Origin of the sequence: uncultured Nostoc sp. (assembly GCF_964245575.1) — a bacterium.
Taxonomy (GTDB): domain Bacteria; phylum Cyanobacteriota; class Cyanobacteriia; order Cyanobacteriales; family Nostocaceae; genus Nostoc.
The window spans coordinates 1-17,732 of record NZ_CAXTNP010000171.1; the positions used below are offsets into that span (position 1 = coordinate 1).

The window sequence follows — 17,732 nt, forward strand, 5'->3', positions numbered from 1 at the left end:
CGAGCAAAAAGGTCGAAGTTCCGAGTTCTGAACGCCAATGGCCGAGTTCTGATGTTGGATTTATTTACTCCAAAGATATTCGCTGCTACTTTTTTTAGTTGCAAATGCGTAGGCGTAGCCCGTCGTAGACATTGCACTTACTAATCTCAATACGCTTGGGTTAAGGCTAAAACTATTTGCCAAAGTCAATTTTTTTACGAACCGCAGAGGCGCAGAGAAGCCAGTGCGTTGGGCGGGTTCCCCGACTTGTTCGCTCTTAGCGTTCCCGTAGGGTAGCAACTGGCGCGAAACAGAGAGAAGAAAAAATGCTTAACCCAAGCGTATTGTTACTAATCCAAGCAAAGAGAAAATTATCGACAAACCGTAATCTACCATCTACAATACAACGCTATTAATTTTATTGACTTGAATTTTACTCCTTATTGCTTATTAACATCCGAGATTCGATAAACTCAGATTGCCCCAAGATTTACTTACCATGTCTGATTCCCAAACTGTTAGTGCTGCTGTTGCCAAACTCTACAATACCTATCCCTTTCCACCAGAAGCCCTGTTGGATGAACCACCTCCAGGCTACAACTGGCGCTGGAATTGGCTAGCCGCTCATAACTTCTGCACAGGTCAAAAACCCCAAAGGCAAGATATTCGGATTTTAGATGCAGGTTGCGGTACTGGTGTGAGTACAGAGTACTTGGTTCACCTCAATCCCCAGGCTTCTGTTGTGGGAATTGACCTCAGTACTGGCGCTTTGGCTGTAGCAAAAGAGCGTTGTCAGCGTTCTGGGGCTACCCGCGTTGAATTTCATCACCTCAGCTTGTTTGATGTGGAACAGTTACCGGGTGAGTTTGATTTAATCAACTGTGTTGGTGTTTTGCATCATACCTCCGATCCAATTCGCGGTATTCAAGCTTTGGCGAAGAAGTTAGCCCCAGGCGGCTTGATGCACATTTTTGTATACGGGGAGTTGGGACGCTGGGAAATTCAACTCATGCAAAAAGCGATCGCACTTCTTCAAGGTGACAAAAAAGGCGACTACCGCGATGGTGTCCAAGTCGGACGACAAATATTTGCCTCTCTACCAGAAAGTAATCGAATTGTCAAATCCGATAAACAGCGTTGGTCATTAGAAAACCACAAGGATGAAAACTTTGCTGATATGTACGTTCATCCCCAGGAAATTGACTACAACATTGAGACGCTGTTTGAATTAATAGATGCTTCCGGGTTGGAGTTTATTGGTTTCTCGAATCCGAGTTTCTGGGATTTAGAGAGACTTTTAGGCAAAGCACCAGAGTTAGTAGAACGGGCAAAACAATTGAGCGATCGCCAGCTTTATCGCCTGATAGAATTACTAGATCCAGAAGTAACTCATTACGAGTTTTTCCTTGGTCGTCCTCCCCTGATCAAAGCCGATTGGTCAGACGATAACGCCCTACTGGCAGCAATTCCCGAACTTAATCCTTGTATTGAAGGATTTCCCAGTCAATGTTTCTTTAATTACAATTACCAAATTGTTAATTTATCTGTAGCCGAGTTGGAATTTATGCAAAAGTGTGATGCTAATTCAACAGTGGCAGACATTTTAGCAGGTGTGCAACTGAAATTGGATGGCGTAAGAACGCTTATCCAGCAGCAGCTGATTTTATTGACACCTGCTTAATTACACTAGATTTTGATCCTGGGTTAAGATTTGTCAATTTATACTCGTGGTGATGAGCGATCGCCCATCACCACTTTTGGCAAATTAATGTAAATTAGGAAAGTGCCTAAGAAACAGGGTATTGTACATCCCAAAAGTTGGAGCTTTCTGGAATTCAGCAGTGGTGCGATCTTTAATGACAAACCGCTACTCTACAATTTCTGATTTGCGGTACGTTCATACGCTCCTCAAGCACCAGTTGATTTTATTGACACCAACTTACTTCAAACTTTGGAGGATAATTATTCACTCAAAAAAACTGGAATTGGAAGAAATTTTGAATTTTCAGGCAACATTTATTGATTATTCACCCACATGCTCCCTCACATGATCAGCCGCTCTCTCGCTTCTGTGAGCGCGATTTTACTGAATGTGTAACGTTGCCAAGAAGTTAATTGTTTTTTCCTAAAGTATTGTTACCGGATCGTGATATGATTCAGCTGACTGAATGTGCAGTCATCATATTTAACTGTACTGGTTTCAAGTCCCGTGAGCTTGTCAGACGAATCAATTGCGCCCACTCCGACAACGCAACAAGATGCTAAAACTGGTTCTGGAGACACAGAATCAGGTAACTCCATGCAAGAGTTCCATCAACTCTTCCAGCGATTGTTGGTAATCACGCTTGTCTTGACGGGGGTTATTTTTATCTCTGTGTGGATTTTTTATTCCTTAAACATTGCCCTAAATTATTTAATTGGGGCGTGTACAGGTGTGGTTTACTTAAAAATGTTGGCTAGAGACGTAGAGCAGCTTGGTAGTGAGAAAACCAGTCTGAGCAAAACTCGTTTTGCTCTGTTTATTGGAGTGATGATCGTCGCAAGTCAATGGCGTGAGCTACAGATTCTGCCCATATTTTTGGGATTTCTAACTTACAAAGCCACGCTCCTCGTCTATATGGTGCAAATTGCGTTCATTCCTGATTCTTAAAAAGTCAGGCTCACAAAGATAGTAATCCCATCCTCGCTCGTTGGGGAAAATGCTTGAAGAATGCAAATGCTTAGTGTCTTAAACGCCTTTAATTCTTTTCCCCTCGCCGCATTAGAAGTAGGTCATCATTTCTACTGGCAGTTGGGCAATCTTAAAATTCATGGGCAAGTTTTTCTCACCTCATGGTTTGTGATTAGTATTCTAGTAGTGGCTTCAATAGCTGCTACTCGCAACGCACAAAGAATTCCCAAGGGCATCCAGAATTTGATGGAATATGCCTTAGAATTTATTCGTGATTTGGCAAAAAACCAACTTGGTGAGAAAGAGTACCGCCCTTGGGTGCCATTTATTGGCACATTGTTCTTGTTTATTTTCGTATCGAACTGGTCAGGCGCACTAATTCCCTGGAAGCTCATCAAGCTACCTTCGGGCGAATTGGCAGCTCCCACCAATGACATCAATACGACTGTTGCATTGGCATTGCTAACCTCCTTAGCGTACTTTTACGCAGGTTTTAGCAAACGGGGTTTAGGCTACTTTAAGAAATATATAGAGCCAACACCTGTTTTGTTGCCGATCGCAATTCTAGAAGATTTCACCAAGCCCCTCTCCCTAAGCTTCCGTCTATTTGGTAATATTTTGGCGGATGAATTGGTAGTAGCAGTGCTGGTGCTGCTAGTTCCTCTATTTGTACCTCTGCCTGTAATGGCCTTGGGTTTATTTACCAGTGCCATTCAAGCCCTGGTTTTTGCCACCCTAGCCGGAGCATACATTCATGAGGCAATGGAGGGGCATGGCTCAGATGAACATGAGGAGCATTAAATCGGTGAACAGTTAACAGTGAAAAGTTATCAAGCGTGCGGCGAAACTGACAACTGATAACTGATAACTGATAACTGATAACTGTTAAACTTCTCAGTTGATAGCACAGTTCCAAGAGCATTTTCGCTCAAAACATCGCAAAGCGCGATCTTAAAGAACCCGGTGCAGCGTGAAAACCACGTTTCTAATTGTTAACGTAATGTCTGTTAGTTTTGTAATCAAAGCAAGGAAAATCAACATGGATCCATTAGTGCAGGCTGCTTCAGTTCTCGCTGCTGCTTTAGCGATTGGTTTAGCTGCAATTGGCCCTGGTATCGGTCAAGGAAATGCTGCTGGACAAGCAGTAGAAGGTATTGCCCGTCAACCTGAAGCAGAAGGTAAAATTCGCGGTACTCTGCTATTAACCTTGGCATTCATGGAATCTTTGACTATTTATGGTCTAGTAATTGCCCTGGTATTGCTGTTTGCTAACCCCTTCGGCTAATACCTGAAATTTTTGTGAGTGTGGAGACGTGAACCATCACGCCTCTACAATCAAAAGATTTTAGGAATTGAGTCGTTTTGATGTAATTGATTACAAATTTTAGATTTTAGGTCGCACCTTTGGTGTGCTAGAAGCGCAACTTGGGTTTTGGATTATCAAGAGTTTTCGGTATCTGCCCCTGAGCTATGCCTGCTCTAAAATCCCAAAGACACTCCTACGTCGCTAATGCTACGCTATCGTCAATCTAAAATCCTTGCATTACTTGACCCTTGTTGGCTATGGGTCTCTAAAATATCAAAGGTTGGATGATGTTGCTAGCCATGAAAACTGCTACTCCAGCCAAAGAGGAGACAAATGTTTGATTTCGATGCTACCTTGCCCTTCATGGCATTGCAATTCCTGCTCTTGGCAGCTTTGTTGAATGCAATTTTCTATAAGCCACTGACCAAGGTACTAGACGATCGCGATAATTATATCCGAACGAATACCCTTGAGGCGAAAGAAAGCTTGGCAAAAGCCGAGCGTTTAGCCACCGAATATGAGCAGCAACTCGCAGACGCTCGCAGACAATCGCAAGCTACCCTAGAAGCAGCTCAACTGGAAGCTAAAAAAATTACTGCCGATAAAATCGCTGAAGCCCAAAAGGAAGCTCAGTCTCAACGAGAACAAGCTTCTGTTGAAATAGAACAACAAAAGCAAGAAGCTTTTCGCACCTTAGAGCAACAAGTTGATGCTCTAAGCAGGCAGATTCTAGAAAAACTATTGGGGCCAACTCCAGTTAGATAAGCTAACTAGACTGGTTCTTTGTAAAGCATACGCGCAACTGGGCCCTAGTCCAGAGCGCTTAATTAAGTGTCAAAAAAGGCACTTTTTCCCTTCTGGGAAGAGATACTTAATTTCCTTATGGGGAAAGATACTTAATTTACCTACGGGAAAATACAACGTATTAGCAGGCGAGCAGCGCACTTGTAAATGGGTATCATGGGGACATTCTTATTACTTGCCGCAGAAGCGAACGCTGTTCACTCTGAATTGGCAGAAGGCGCAGCAGAAGGTGGTTTCGGTCTAAACCTAGACATTTTTGAAACCAATCTGATCAATCTAGCGATTCTGGTTGGCATATTATTCTACTTCGGACGTAAAGTTTTAAGCAATATCCTGAACGAGCGACAATCCAATATTGCCACCGCAATTCAGGAAGCAGAAGGGCGCTTAAAAGAGGCTTCAACTGCCCTTTCCAAAGGGCAAGAGCAGTTGAAGCAATCTCAAGCAGAAGCAGAACGCATTCGCCAATCGGCTGTAGAAAACGCCCAAAAAGCGAAAGAAGCCTTGTTAGCGAAGGCAGACCAAGACGTAGAACGCTTGAAACAAACAGCAGCAGCAGATTTAAACACTGAAACAGATCGAGCGATCGCTCAACTGCGGCAAAGAGTTGCTACACTAGCATTGCAAAAAGTCGAATCACAACTTCAAGGCGGGATTGCCGACGATGCTCAACAAGGTTTAATTGATCGCAGCATCGCACAATTGGGAGGCAATGTATGACAAGTCAAGTAGCGGCAGCTGAAGTAGCCCAACCTTATGCACAGGCACTTTTGTCAATAGCGCAATCAAAAAATTTGACAGAAGAGTTCGGGGAAGATGCACGGACTTTTCTGGGACTGCTCAGGACAGACAAACAGTTACACAACTTCTTCAGCAACCCGTTTATTCAGTCTGAGAACAAAAAAGCTCTCATCAAACAAATACTCGGTGAAGGCTCTAACCCCTACTTACGCAATTTTTTGCTTGTATTGGTAGATAAACGCCGCATTGCCTTCTTGGAATCGATTTTTCAACAATATCTGGCGCTGTTGCGGCAGCTGAATCAAACCGTATTAGCGGAAGTAATTTCAGCCGTTCCCCTCACAGAAGCTCAACAGCAGGCAATCACAGAAAAGGTCATTGCCATCAGTAATGCTCGCCAGGTAGAACTAGAAACCAAGGTAGACAGCGAGTTAATTGGTGGTGTAATCATTAAAGTAGGTTCGCAGGTAATTGATGCCAGTATCCGGGGTCAGCTGCGCCGCCTTTCATTGCGCTTAACTAATAGCTAGAAAATTGGGACTGGGGACTGGGGGCTGGGTACTGGGGACTAGGAAAAAGATTATAGTCATAAATTATTTCCATCCCTAATCCCTAATCCCCAGTCCCTAATCCCCAGTCCCTTTTACTTCCGTCTCAAAAGCAAAAAGATAGACACATGAGCATATCAATTAGACCTGACGAAATTAGCAGCATAATCCAACAACAAATCGAGCAATACGACCAAGAAGTCAAAGTTGCTAACGTTGGTACCGTCTTGCAAGTAGGTGACGGTATTGCCCGGATATATGGTCTGGAAAAGGCTATGGCTGGGGAACTCTTAGAATTTGAAGACGGCACAATTGGCATCGCCCAGAACTTAGAAGAAGACAACGTGGGCGCGGTGCTTATGGGTGAAGGGATAGAAATTCAAGAAGGTAGTTCTGTAACCGCTACTGGTAGAATTGCTCAGATTCCAGTAGGAGAAGCCTTAATTGGACGAGTTGTAGACGCTTTGGGTCGTCCCATCGATGGTAAGGGAGACATCAAGTCATCAGAAAGCCGTTTGATTGAATCTCCAGCACCTGGTATCATTGCTCGTCGGTCAGTACACGAACCCATGCAAACGGGTATCACAGCTATTGACTCAATGATTCCCATCGGTCGTGGTCAACGGGAATTGATTATCGGTGACCGTCAAACTGGTAAAACTGCGATCGCGATCGACACAATCATCAACCAAAAAGAAGAAGATGTAATTTGTGTATACGTTGCGATCGGTCAAAAGGCTTCCACTGTCGCTAACGTGGTGCAGACATTACAAGAAAAAGGCGCAATGGATTACACCATCGTCGTCGCAGCTAGTGCCAGTGAACCAGCAACACTACAATACCTAGCTCCTTACACAGGCGCAACTATTGCTGAGTACTTTATGTACAAAGGCAAAGCTACCCTGGTAATTTATGATGATCTCTCCAAGCAAGCCCAAGCTTATCGCCAAATGTCACTACTGCTGCGTCGTCCACCCGGACGCGAAGCTTATCCTGGAGATGTATTCTACATTCACTCTCGTTTGCTAGAAAGAGCCGCCAAGCTAAGTGACGAATTAGGTAAAGGCAGTATGACCGCCCTACCGATTATCGAAACCCAAGCTGGTGACGTTTCAGCATACATCCCCACCAACGTAATTTCCATTACCGATGGTCAGATATTCCTATCTTCTGACTTGTTCAACGCTGGTATCCGTCCGGCTGTGAACCCAGGTATTTCTGTATCCCGCGTGGGTTCTGCGGCACAAACCAAGGCAATGAAAAAAGTTGCTGGTAAGATTAAATTGGAACTAGCCCAATTTGACGACCTGCAAGCCTTCGCTCAATTTGCTTCTGACTTAGATAAAGCCACTCAAGACCAGTTAGCACGGGGTCAACGGTTGCGCGAACTTCTCAAGCAGCCACAAAATTCGCCACTCTCAGTATACGAGCAAGTAGGAATTCTATACGCTGGTATCAATGGTTACTTAGATGATGTGCCTGTTGATAAAGTCACCAGCTTTACCCAAGGTCTGCGCGAGTACTTAAAGACTGGTAAGTATGCCGAAGGAGTAAAAGCCTCCAAAGCACTAGGTGACGCAGAAGAAGCTGCCTTGAAAGAAGCACTTACCGAATACAAGAAGACCTTCAAAGCAGCAGCGTAATTAAAGTTAGGAGTGAAGAGTTAAGAGTTAAAAGTTAATGAAATACTCCTAGCTCTTAACTCCTAACTCCTGTACAGACGCGATTAATCGCGTCTCCTAACTCCTAACTCAAGAATATGGCCAATCTAAAAGCAATACGCGATCGCATTCAGTCGGTCAAAAACACCAAAAAAATCACAGAAGCCATGCGTCTCGTAGCTGCGGCTAGAGTGCGTCGGGCGCAAGAACAAGTGCTAGCGACTCGCCCCTTTGCCGATCGCTTGGCACAAGTATTGTATGGTTTGCAAAGCCGTCTGCGCTTTGAAGAAGCAAACCTACCACTGCTGAGAAAACGGGAAGTGAAGTCAGTCGGGCTATTGGTAATTTCAGGCGATCGCGGTTTATGCGGCGGCTACAATAATAACGTTATCCGTCGTGCAGAAAACCGCGCCAAGGAAATCAAGGCAGAAGGTTTAAACTATCAATTTGTGTTAGTCGGACGCAAATCTACGCAGTACTTTCAACGCCGCGATCAGCCCATTGATGCTACCTATAGCGGATTAGAGCAAATTCCTACCGCAGCAGAAGCCAATCAGATTGCCGATCAATTACTCTCCTTATTCCTTTCGGAAGAAGTTGACCGCATCGAATTAATCTATACTAGATTCCTTTCCTTAGTTAGCTCCCGTCCTGTGATACAAACCTTACTGCCCCTCGATCCGCAAGGACTAGAAGCAGGCGATGACGAAATCTTCCGCTTGACAACCCGTGGCGGTAAATTTGAAGTAGAACGGGAGAAAGTGGCTAGCCAAGCCCGCCCGTTGGCTCCTGACATGATTTTCGAGCAAGATCCAGTGCAGATTCTCGATTCTTTGTTGCCCCTGTATCTGAGTAACCAGTTATTGCGGGCGCTGCAAGAATCGGCGGCTAGTGAACTCGCAGCCCGGATGACAGCTATGAGTAATGCTAGCGAGAATGCCGGTGAATTGATTAACACCCTCACGTTGTCTTACAACAAAGCCCGACAAGCTGCAATTACCCAGGAACTCCTAGAGGTTGTTGGTGGTGCTGAAGCACTAACTTAGGGTATAGCTAATTATTTATTTGTAGTGCGTTGTAATATATAGTCAATTGCTAATTATTTTAAGATTAGCAATTGGCTATTTTTAGTGTTTGGGACTTTTAACTAGATGACATTGACGGTATATGGGCCCTTATGTACTGAGGTTTATGAAATAACTAAGCCCATTGGTCAAGATTACGTTTATGAAATAACTAAGCCCATTGGTCAAGGTTACCCAGATATTCCATACTACATCAAACATCTTTCATCAATTGGTGGCAGAATTTTGGAGGCGATGGTGGGAACGGGACGACTACTCATTCCACTGCTAGAAGCTGGTATCAATGTTGAGGGTATTGATAGTTCACCAAATATGCTTGCTGCTTGTAGCAAACACTGTGCTGACAGGAATTTAAATCCTGTTCTGCATCAAGGTTGTGTAGAAAATCTTGACATTCCTGGTAAATTTAGTGCAATCGCAGTTTCCTTTGGCTTGTTCATGCTGCTAGAAAAGCGAACTGCTGCTGTGGCTACATTGCAAGCTTTTGCTCGACATCTGGAACCACAAGGGCGAATCTTTATTGATTTAGAGTTGCCTATCGAAGATTTTAAAACAGAGAATATTGTTAAGCAGCGTTCGCCAATCAAGTGCCCTGATGGATCAACAATCCTTTTAAAATCCACATCTCGGATAGACTGGCTAAATCAACTGAATACGACTGTGATTCGCTACGAGAAGTGGAAAGAGGGCAAACTTGTTGCTACAGAGTTACAAAATCTTTCCCTACATTGGTTTGGACGCGACGAATTTATTATGTGTTTACGGGAAAACAGCTACAAAGACATTACCGTATCTGCTAACTATACTGATGGTCTAGAGCCAAATTCATATAAAGACACCCTGTGTTACTCAGGAGTACTGGCGTGAACAAAAAGTCTTTGCCCAATAACACATTTTCAAAACTGCGTATTATAATTGAAATATGAAGCGCATGGGTCCGTCACGGTTTCGACAGGTTGGCGAACGCTGCTCTGTGATTCAGGTCGAGAGTGAGTCTCCTCTCGGAAATCAAAGGCTCGAAAAAAAAGTAAATGCGAATAACATCGTTAAATTTGCTCGTCGGGAAGCTCTAGTAGCAGCCTAAAACACCTCTTACAGGTTCGAGCGTCTTTAGTTTGACTCCGTTAAGGACTGAAGACCAAACCCCAACGGATGCTCTAGTAAGCGTTCTCTGGTTGGCTTGCTAGCTAAGATTAAATCAGAGCATCCTACGTTCGGGATAATGAACGATTCCCGCCTTGAGGGTCAGAAAGGCTAAACCTGTGAATGAGCGGGGGGTCAATACCCAATTTGGACAGCAGTTCGACTCTGCTCGGATCCACTAAAAATAACTAACAAGTCCACCAAACAGTTTAATGTTTAGGTGGATTTTTTTTTATTACGTTTATTACGCAAAATCGTCCCTCTCCGACGGGCGAGAGGGACAGACTTGAAGCAGATACAAGGGAGCAAGGAGGGAGAGGAGACAAAGTAACTTGAGTGAGAACTTGCAACGAGTCTTTCTCCTTGTCCCCAAGTCCTCTGCCCCCTGCCTCTTCGTTGAATGAAAGTTCAAGACAGAGAGAGGTTTATCGAACTCACATTAATTATTCTGTTCTTGAGGTTGTTTGCGTGCGCTTCCTAACCTCCTTGCCCTTTTTTTAAGTACCCGTCGTAATCGATCTGCACTTAAGTTGACTTGACGCTCAGATGCTAGTTTTTTTGCTAATTGTTTAGAGTTATAAGTCTGTGACTCTTGAGCTAAACAATTTTCTAGATAAGCCAAGTCTGATTCCGAATATCGGGGTTTTCCTCCTCTACCAGGAGCATCCCACAGACCAGCTAAACCCATCTTTTCCCAGCGATGAAGGGTTTGACGTACTGTTGAAATCGCCCAGTTCAAGCCTTTAGCAATTTGCTCATTTTTTAAGCCGCGAGTATTCAGCAGTAAAACTTGAGCGCGATCCTTGGTACGTTGAGGAACATCTTTGGCTTTTCTTAACTCTTCTAAAGTCAGCTTTTGTTCCTCAGTTAGAAAGACTTTTAATCGGCATCCCATAAATAATAACCTTTTACACAGTCAATTTTTGCCATTTTTTTATGTCTATTCACGCCTATATACTTAATTACCTACGTATTTAATAGCACGCTGTAAAAGCTGAACTACAAGTATTAAGGATGTCGGCGTTTAAAACGCTGCTACGCGAGAAGTATTGGCTTGAGAACACTATGAAAGTTTGCAATTTATCATCAAGAATGAATTTTTATAAAAAGTTAGATACATCAGAAATGACATTATTAACTGCATAAGCAAATTTGTTAGATAGCTAGAAGCTGTAAATTTCAGCTATGACAATAAGAATTTATTGGTGTTGTCCTGATTAATGTTTAAAGTCCATAATAAAGGACTGTATCATTAAATTTATTAGATCATTCGTATGGTTACGGAGATTTATCGAAACTTTAAAAATCATTTTTACGCTAGGTTACATTTGAATGCCCAGGAAAAGGTATACAAGCCTAGTTCCTTTTTCTCTTACTCGTATCTAGAAATTTGCCTTAGTTATCTCTATCAAAATATTTGTTTCTCCACTTTACATAAAATTTATATTTTTCATGAATATATTTTGGTTTAGACAAAAATCTATTCGATATGTATTAGGAAAAACAGTGCTAATAGATTATTCGATGCGGGCTGAAAGGGTGAGTTTATCTTACCTTTCCTACCTTTCCTACCTTTCCTACTTTTCCTACTTTTCCTACTTAATAATATAGAGTCTTAAAAAAAGTAACTTTTGATAATCGGCATTTAAATCTATATACCTCGATTTTGCGACATATCAATATTTTATATCACAATTAAAAAATATATTTGTGAAGCCTGTGATTTCCTTAGTATTCATACGTCATTAAAAAAAAGGTTACAATAAAAGTTATGGGTATGTTCTGAGAATTTTTCAATATAATAAACATGAATCTTTTTGAATTAGGATAAACTCAAATACATAGCAAAATTAAATACTCAGTAAATTTAAAAAAACAAATTAATAATTAGTATATTTTCGAGTCATAATTTTTGCTAAGAAACAGCAATAATTGATACAAGTTAAATTTTCCAAAAACTGATATTCCTTACAACTTAAACAAAAAATAATAGGGACAATGGAGGCAGAATAAAAACCTGTTAATTTGCGCTCGGAGACGAATAATGGTAGCGATCGCAGAGAACGTTCAACATCGGCTAACTATACAAACTGTAGAAATTGCCCCTAACACAACGGCGATTCGCTCTCTTGATTGGGACCGCGATCGCTTCGATATCGAATTCGGACTGCAAAACGGCACAACCTACAATTCATATCTAATTAGGGGTGAACAAACAGTTTTGATTGATACTTCTCACCAGAAGTTTCGCGATCTGTATTTAGAGACTCTAAAAAGTCTTGTCAACCCCAAAACAATTGATTACATAATTGTTAGTCACACAGAGCCAGACCATAGCGGCTTAGTAGAAGATGTACTCCAGTTAGCTCCTAGAGCTACCGTCTTAGCTTCAAAAGTTGCGCTTCAGTTTTTGGAAGGCTTAGTCCACGATCCTTTCTCGAAGAGGGTTGTAAAAACTGGCGATCGCATAGATATCGGCAAAGGACACGAAATGGAATTCGTGAGTGCGCCTAACCTGCACTGGCCGGATACAATCTTTAGCTTTGACCGCAAAACCCAAATTCTCTACACCTGTGATGCTTTTGGGATGCATTTTTGTGACGATCGCACCTTTGACGAAGATTTAGAAGCGATCGAAGCTGACTTTAGATTTTACTACGACTGCCTGATGGGCCCTAACGCTCGCTCTTTGGTGAATGCCATGAAGCGGATGGGTGATCTTGGGAAGATTAATATTATTGCCAACGGCCACGGTCCCCTACTATACCACCATCTAGATGTTTTGACTGGGTGCTACGAAAATTGGAGCCAAAAACAAGCTAAAGCAGAAACCACCGTCGGCTTGTTTTTTGTCTCAGATTATGGGTATGGTGAACGCCTTGGTCACGCAATTGCCGAAGGTATACTGAAAACTGGCATTGGGGTAGAAGTACTGGATCTAAGTACTGCTGAGAGTCAAGAAATTCAAGAACTAGCCGGGAGAGCAGCTGGCATCATTATTGGTATGCCTCCCACTACTTCTGCCGCCGCCCAAGCTAGTATCAGTTCGGTACTGGCTGTCACCAAGAACAAGCAATTTGTTGGGCTGTTTGAATGTTACGGTGGGGATGATGAACCCATTGATACACTCCGCAGACAATTTCTCAACTCTGGCATCAAAGAAGCCTTCCCAGCCATTCGGATTAAAGAGGCTCCCACCGCATCTACATTCCAGTTATGTGAAGAAGCAGGTAAAGACTTGGGACAATTGCTAGTGCGCGATCGCAACATCAAGCAAATCAAGTCCCTTGATGTCAACATGGAAAAGGCGTTGGGTCGGATTAGTAGTGGACTGTATATAGTCACAACTAAAAAAGATAATGCTTCAAGTGCAATGCTGGCATCCTGGGTAACGCAAGCGAGTTTGCAACCATTAGGATTGACAATTGCCGTTGCGAAAGACCGCGCCATTGATTCCTTAATGCAAATAGGCGATCGCTTCGTCCTCAACGTTTTGGAAGAAGGTAATTATCAAGAACTCAAGAAACACTTCCTCAAGCGCTTGCATCCTGGTGCTGACCGCTTTGCAGGAGTGAAAACTCAAACCGCGAAAAACGGTTCCCCAATTCTAACTGATGCTCTAGCATACATGGAATGTGAAATACAGACCAGCATGGAATGCAGCGACCACTGGATTTTATATTGCACCGTCCAAGAAGGTCGTGTTTCCAAAAACGATGGATTGACAGCCGTTCGCCATCGCAAAGTAGGTAATTACTACTAAGAGATTGGGGATTGGGGATTGGGGATTAGGGATTGGGTATTGGGAAAACTCTTCCCCAGTCCCCAGTCCCCAGTAAAGAGTCCTCAGTCCCCAGTTCCCAGTAAAGAGTTCCCAGTCCCCAGTAAAGAGTCCCTAGTCCCCAGTCTCTGTTCCCCAACTTTTAACAGCTATGACCAATTCCAAGCCACGCGACGTACAAGTTCTACCAATTGCTACAAATACTAAGGCGATCAGAGCACGTAGTTGGTCACGTCTGCGGTTTGAAATTGAATACGCACTTGAAAGAGGTACTACCTCCAATTGCTATTTAATTGAAGCTGATAAAACCGCACTTATCGATCCACCGCCAGAAAGCTTTACCGAAATTTATTTAGAGACATTGCGGCAGACTTTAGATTTGCAAAGTTTGGATTATATAATCCTGGGTCATTTTAGTCCCAATCGAGTTGCAACCCTCAAAGCAATTTTAGAACTGGCACCACAGGTAACTTTTGTCTGTTCTCTTCCCGGTGCGAACAATTTGCGTGCTGCTTTCTTAGAGCAAGATTTAAATGTCTTGGTAATGCGGGGGAAAGAAACTCTGGATTTAGGCAAGGGTCATGTTTTGAAATTCTTACCCACTCCTAGTCCGCGTTGGCCAGAAGGACTTTGTACCTACGATCAGCAAACCCAAATTCTCTACACAGATAAGTTATTTGCAACTCATCTTTGTGGTGATGATGTATTTGATGATAACTGGGAAGCGCTTAAAGAAGACCAGCGTTACTACTTTAACTGCCTGATGGCTCCCCAAACTCCTCATGTGCAAGCAGCTTTGGAGAAAATATCAGATTTGCAGGTGAGAATGTATGCTGTGGGTCACGGGCCTTTGGTACGCACCGGCTTAATTGAACTTACCAAAGCTTATGGAGAATGGAGCCGTTCTCACAATGATCGCGAGATTTCCGTTGCCCTACTTTATGCTTCAGCTTACGGGAATACGGCAACTTTAGCACAAGCGATCGCTCTGGGGCTAACTAAAGGTGGAGTTGCAGTCAAATCGATTAACTGCGAATTTGCTACTCCTGATGAAATTCGCATCAACCTCGCACAGTCAGAGGGTTTTATCATTGGTTCTCCTACCATCGGTGGTCATGCGCCAACTCCCATTCATACTGCTTTAGGGATTGTGCTATCGAGTGGTGACAACAGCAAACTCGCTGGGGTATTTGGTTCTTATGGCTGGAGTGGCGAAGCATTTGACTTAATCGAAGGTAAACTCCGCGATGCTGGATATCGCTTTGGCTTTGACACCCTGAAAGTGAAGTTTAAACCTGATGATGTCACTCTCAAGTTCTGTGAAGAATTAGGTACAGACTTTGCCCAAGCACTGAAAAAAGCTAAAAAGGTACGTGTACCACAACAAGCCGCTACTCCAGTCGAACAGGCTGTTGGCCGGATTGTTGGTTCCGTTTGCGTGGTGACAGCGAAACTTGGAGAAGTGTCTACTGCAATGTTAGGCGCTTGGGTATCTCAAGCCACCTTCAACCCACCCGGAATAAGTGTGGCGATCGCCAAAGACCGAGCGATCGAATCTTTGATGTATCCAGGGGGTAAGTTTGCCTTAAATATTCTACCTGAAGGCAATCATCAAGATTACATGAAGCATTTCCGTAAATCTTTTGCGCCTGGGGAAGACCGATTTGCCAACTTTAGTACAGCAGTTGCAGATAACGGCTGTACCGTCCTCACTGACGCTCTAGCATATTTGGAATGCTCAGTCAATCAACGTCTGGAATGTGGCGACCATTGGGTTGTGTATGCAACTGTAGATGAAGGTAAATTACTCAAGCCTGATGCTGTGACTGCCATTAACCATCGCAAAACCGGGACTCATTATTAAATAGTGAGACATTTAACTTAGCGGAAGCGCTTTAGCTTAAATATAGGCAAGGCAAAGCGTTTTATGACAAAAATTATCTTTTTTATTGTGGGATGGACAAGATGTCCATCTCATTTTTTTGTCAAGATGCAGAGTCCGCCCAAGAGAATTTTAGTTATTGACTAAGTACAGCATTTTATTAATTCGTAGCGAATTAAATTTAGCAATACCCTGCAATGCCAATGCATCGGCTGACAATGCCAATGCATCGACTGACAATACCAATGCATCGGCTGACAATACCAATGCATCGGCTGACAATACCAATGCATCGACTAACAATGCCAATGCATCGACTGACAATGCCAATGCATCGGCTGACAATACCAATGCGTCCCCTTGCATTAAAAACGTTACGATTTTACGCAAAGCTGTACTAAGCTATCTATCTTTAGACAGATATTGGAAGTTTTAAGTTTTAGATTACACACGATATACTTTTATATTACAAAACCATTTATTGTTTTAAAAGGACTCCGATAATACTCTGGTAGATTTCTGAAATGAAGAACCACTGACTAGGAAATGTGTCGAATGCGATCGCTCAAAGCAGATGACGGAACTGCTGTTGCTGGTGTGTTGCCTAGTTTACGTTTAAGAGTAAGAGCATCCTGCCCTGCGGCAATAATTATTACCAATTGAACACCAGAGTTACCAAGGAGTCAAAACCAAGTGAATCCCAATGAGGGCAACATTAACAAACCATCTCTAGAAATCAACGCTTCTCGTCAGTTTACCCCTTGGCTGTATGAGCAAAACCTGAGTTTGTCCTTCACTACCTATCAAGCGGGGAAATTATTCTTCATCGGCTTGCAACCAAACGGCAAATTATCTGTATTTGAACGTAGCTTTGAGCGGTGCATGGGTTTGTATGCCAATGGCAACAGCCTCTATATGAGTTCCCTGTATCAACTGTGGCGATTTGAAAATATCATCCAACCCGGACAAAACCACCAAGGCTACGATGCTCTTTATTTGCCCCAGATGAGTTATGTGACGGGAGATTTGGATATTCACGACATCGCTTTGAGTAGAGCAGAAGAGAAAGATTTAAAATCACAGAAACTATTATTTGTCAATACTTTATTTAGTTGTTTGGGAACAGTCAGCGAAACCCACAGTTTCGTTCCTCTATGGCAACCAAATTTTATTAGCAAACTAGCGGCAGAGGATAGATGTCACCTGAATGGGTTGGCAATGCAGCAAGGAAAACCTAAATACGTCACCGCCGTCAGCCAGTCAGATGTAGCAGAAGGCTGGCGGGAGCATCGGGCAAATGGCGGCTGTGTCATTGACGTAGAAAGCAATGAAATCGTGTTGCAGGGGCTGTCTATGCCCCACTCCCCGCGATGGCATCAGGAAAAACTCTGGCTGCTCAACTCAGGCGCGGGAGAGTTTGGCTTTGCCGATTTAAAGCGGGGAGTATTTGAGCCAGTCGCCTTCTGTCCGGGCTATCTGCGCGGTTGTGCATTTTATGGCGACTTTGCAGTAGTGGGAATTTCTCAACCCAGGCATAACAAGACCTTTAGCGGTTTGCCCCTAGACGATAAATTGCAACAGAAAAACGTTGAGCCTCGTTGTGGGTTACTAGTGATTGACCTGAGAAGCGGCGATATTGTTCATTCCTTGCGAATAGAAGGGGTGGTGCTGGAATTATACGATGTGGTGGCGCTTTTGGGGGTACGTCGTCCAATGGCGATCGGGTTTCGCAGCGACGAAATTCGGCGGGTAGTGACAGTGGGATGAGAAGTAATTCAAAATTCACAATTGTAAGAGGAATCAACAAGAATGGCACCTAATTCAGCAGTTTTCAACCTTTCTGACATTAACGGGAACAATGGTTTTGCGATCGTTGGGTCTTTCGTGGGCATCTCCAATAGCAGTGCCGGAGATTTCAACGGCGACGGCATGGAAGACCTGATTATCGGGGCAAGTAAAGACAACGGCAGTGCTGCCAAATACAACGTAGTGTTTGGCAGTAGCAGTGGCTTTGGAGCTAGCTTCAACCTATCTGACATTAACGGTAACAACGGCTTTGTAATTAACGGCATTGATAAAATTGACTTTGACGGCATTGAGACAGGTGACTTCTCAGGCTCCACCGTCAGCA

15 protein-coding genes, 1 other RNA gene and 1 pseudogene are annotated in these 17,732 nt (G+C 43.3%); 15 read left to right on the forward strand and 2 right to left on the reverse strand.

Translation table 11 applies throughout. The annotated features are described in order from the left end of the window. Positions 1–478 precede the first annotated feature (478 nt). The 11 genes from ACFFAP_RS24100 to ssrA all read left to right on the forward strand — a co-directional run bounded on the left by ACFFAP_RS24100 (position 479) and on the right by ssrA (position 10,119). Positions 479–1,660, forward strand: a complete 1,182-nt coding sequence (locus tag ACFFAP_RS24100) for a methyltransferase domain-containing protein (RefSeq protein WP_375513590.1) — start codon at positions 479–481, stop codon at positions 1,658–1,660. 528 nt (positions 1,661–2,188) lie between these two features. After that, positions 2,189–2,629 (forward strand): ATP synthase subunit I, encoded by a 441-nt coding sequence (locus ACFFAP_RS24105; protein ID WP_190911839.1) that lies wholly within the window; start codon positions 2,189–2,191, stop codon positions 2,627–2,629. A gap of 60 nt (positions 2,630–2,689) precedes the next feature. Beyond that, positions 2,690–3,451, forward strand: coding sequence for a F0F1 ATP synthase subunit A (gene atpB, locus ACFFAP_RS24110; RefSeq protein WP_375513591.1), 762 nt, complete (start codon positions 2,690–2,692; stop codon positions 3,449–3,451). Positions 3,452–3,689: 238 nt separating this feature from the next. Then, positions 3,690–3,935 (forward strand): ATP synthase F0 subunit C, encoded by a 246-nt coding sequence (atpE, locus tag ACFFAP_RS24115; RefSeq protein WP_012411162.1) that lies wholly within the window; start codon positions 3,690–3,692, stop codon positions 3,933–3,935. A 354-nt stretch (positions 3,936–4,289) separates the two neighbouring features. Continuing rightward, positions 4,290–4,721 carry a F0F1 ATP synthase subunit B' gene (locus tag ACFFAP_RS24120; protein ID WP_375513592.1) on the forward strand — a complete coding sequence of 144 codons (432 nt, stop codon included), beginning with the start codon at positions 4,290–4,292 and terminating at the stop codon, positions 4,719–4,721. 186 nt (positions 4,722–4,907) lie between these two features. Beyond that, on the forward strand, positions 4,908–5,480 hold the full coding sequence (locus ACFFAP_RS24125; protein ID WP_375513593.1) for a F0F1 ATP synthase subunit B: 573 nt from the start codon (positions 4,908–4,910) through the stop codon (positions 5,478–5,480). Continuing rightward, on the forward strand, positions 5,477–6,031 hold the full coding sequence (gene atpH / locus ACFFAP_RS24130; RefSeq protein ID WP_375513594.1) for an ATP synthase F1 subunit delta: 555 nt from the start codon (positions 5,477–5,479) through the stop codon (positions 6,029–6,031). Before ACFFAP_RS24125 ends, atpH begins: the two co-directional genes overlap by 4 nt. A 146-nt stretch (positions 6,032–6,177) precedes the next feature. Further along, complete coding sequence (atpA, locus tag ACFFAP_RS24135) at positions 6,178–7,692, forward strand: F0F1 ATP synthase subunit alpha (protein ID WP_375513595.1); 1,515 nt, start codon at positions 6,178–6,180, stop codon at positions 7,690–7,692. 116 nt (positions 7,693–7,808) lie between these two features. Beyond that, complete coding sequence (locus tag ACFFAP_RS24140; RefSeq protein WP_375513596.1) at positions 7,809–8,756, forward strand: F0F1 ATP synthase subunit gamma; 948 nt, start codon at positions 7,809–7,811, stop codon at positions 8,754–8,756. 105 nt (positions 8,757–8,861) lie between these two features. Further along, positions 8,862–9,662 carry a class I SAM-dependent methyltransferase gene (locus tag ACFFAP_RS24145; RefSeq protein WP_375513597.1) on the forward strand — a complete coding sequence of 267 codons (801 nt, stop codon included), beginning with the start codon at positions 8,862–8,864 and terminating at the stop codon, positions 9,660–9,662. A 66-nt stretch (positions 9,663–9,728) separates the two neighbouring features. Beyond that, positions 9,729–10,119: a transfer-messenger RNA gene (gene ssrA / locus ACFFAP_RS24150) on the forward strand. Positions 10,120–10,377: 258 nt separating this feature from the next. Here ssrA and ACFFAP_RS24155 read toward each other — a convergent pair. Further along, on the reverse strand, positions 10,378–10,833 hold the full coding sequence (locus ACFFAP_RS24155) for a transposase (protein WP_375513598.1): 456 nt from the start codon (positions 10,831–10,833) through the stop codon (positions 10,378–10,380). A gap of 1,149 nt (positions 10,834–11,982) precedes the next feature. Here ACFFAP_RS24155 and ACFFAP_RS24160 point away from each other — a divergent pair. Both ACFFAP_RS24160 and ACFFAP_RS24165 read left to right on the forward strand, forming a co-directional pair. Further along, positions 11,983–13,701, forward strand: coding sequence for a diflavin flavoprotein (locus ACFFAP_RS24160; RefSeq protein ID WP_375513599.1), 1,719 nt, complete (start codon positions 11,983–11,985; stop codon positions 13,699–13,701). Positions 13,702–13,870: 169 nt separating this feature from the next. Next, positions 13,871–15,583 carry a diflavin flavoprotein gene (locus ACFFAP_RS24165; RefSeq protein ID WP_375513600.1) on the forward strand — a complete coding sequence of 571 codons (1,713 nt, stop codon included), beginning with the start codon at positions 13,871–13,873 and terminating at the stop codon, positions 15,581–15,583. A gap of 150 nt (positions 15,584–15,733) precedes the next feature. Here the strand turns inward: ACFFAP_RS24165 and ACFFAP_RS24170 are convergent, their stop codons facing one another. After that, the gene (locus tag ACFFAP_RS24170; RefSeq protein ID WP_375513601.1) at positions 15,734–15,967 is read right to left on the reverse strand and encodes a hypothetical protein; all 234 of its coding nucleotides are present in this window, start codon (positions 15,965–15,967) and stop codon (positions 15,734–15,736) included. 327 nt (positions 15,968–16,294) lie between these two features. Between ACFFAP_RS24170 and ACFFAP_RS24175 the strand changes: the two genes are divergently transcribed. Continuing rightward, on the forward strand, positions 16,295–17,368 hold the full coding sequence (locus ACFFAP_RS24175) for a TIGR03032 family protein (RefSeq protein ID WP_375513602.1): 1,074 nt from the start codon (positions 16,295–16,297) through the stop codon (positions 17,366–17,368). A 42-nt stretch (positions 17,369–17,410) separates the two neighbouring features. Next, positions 17,411–17,732: pseudogene (locus ACFFAP_RS24180) on the forward strand (hypothetical protein); the annotation flags it as partial.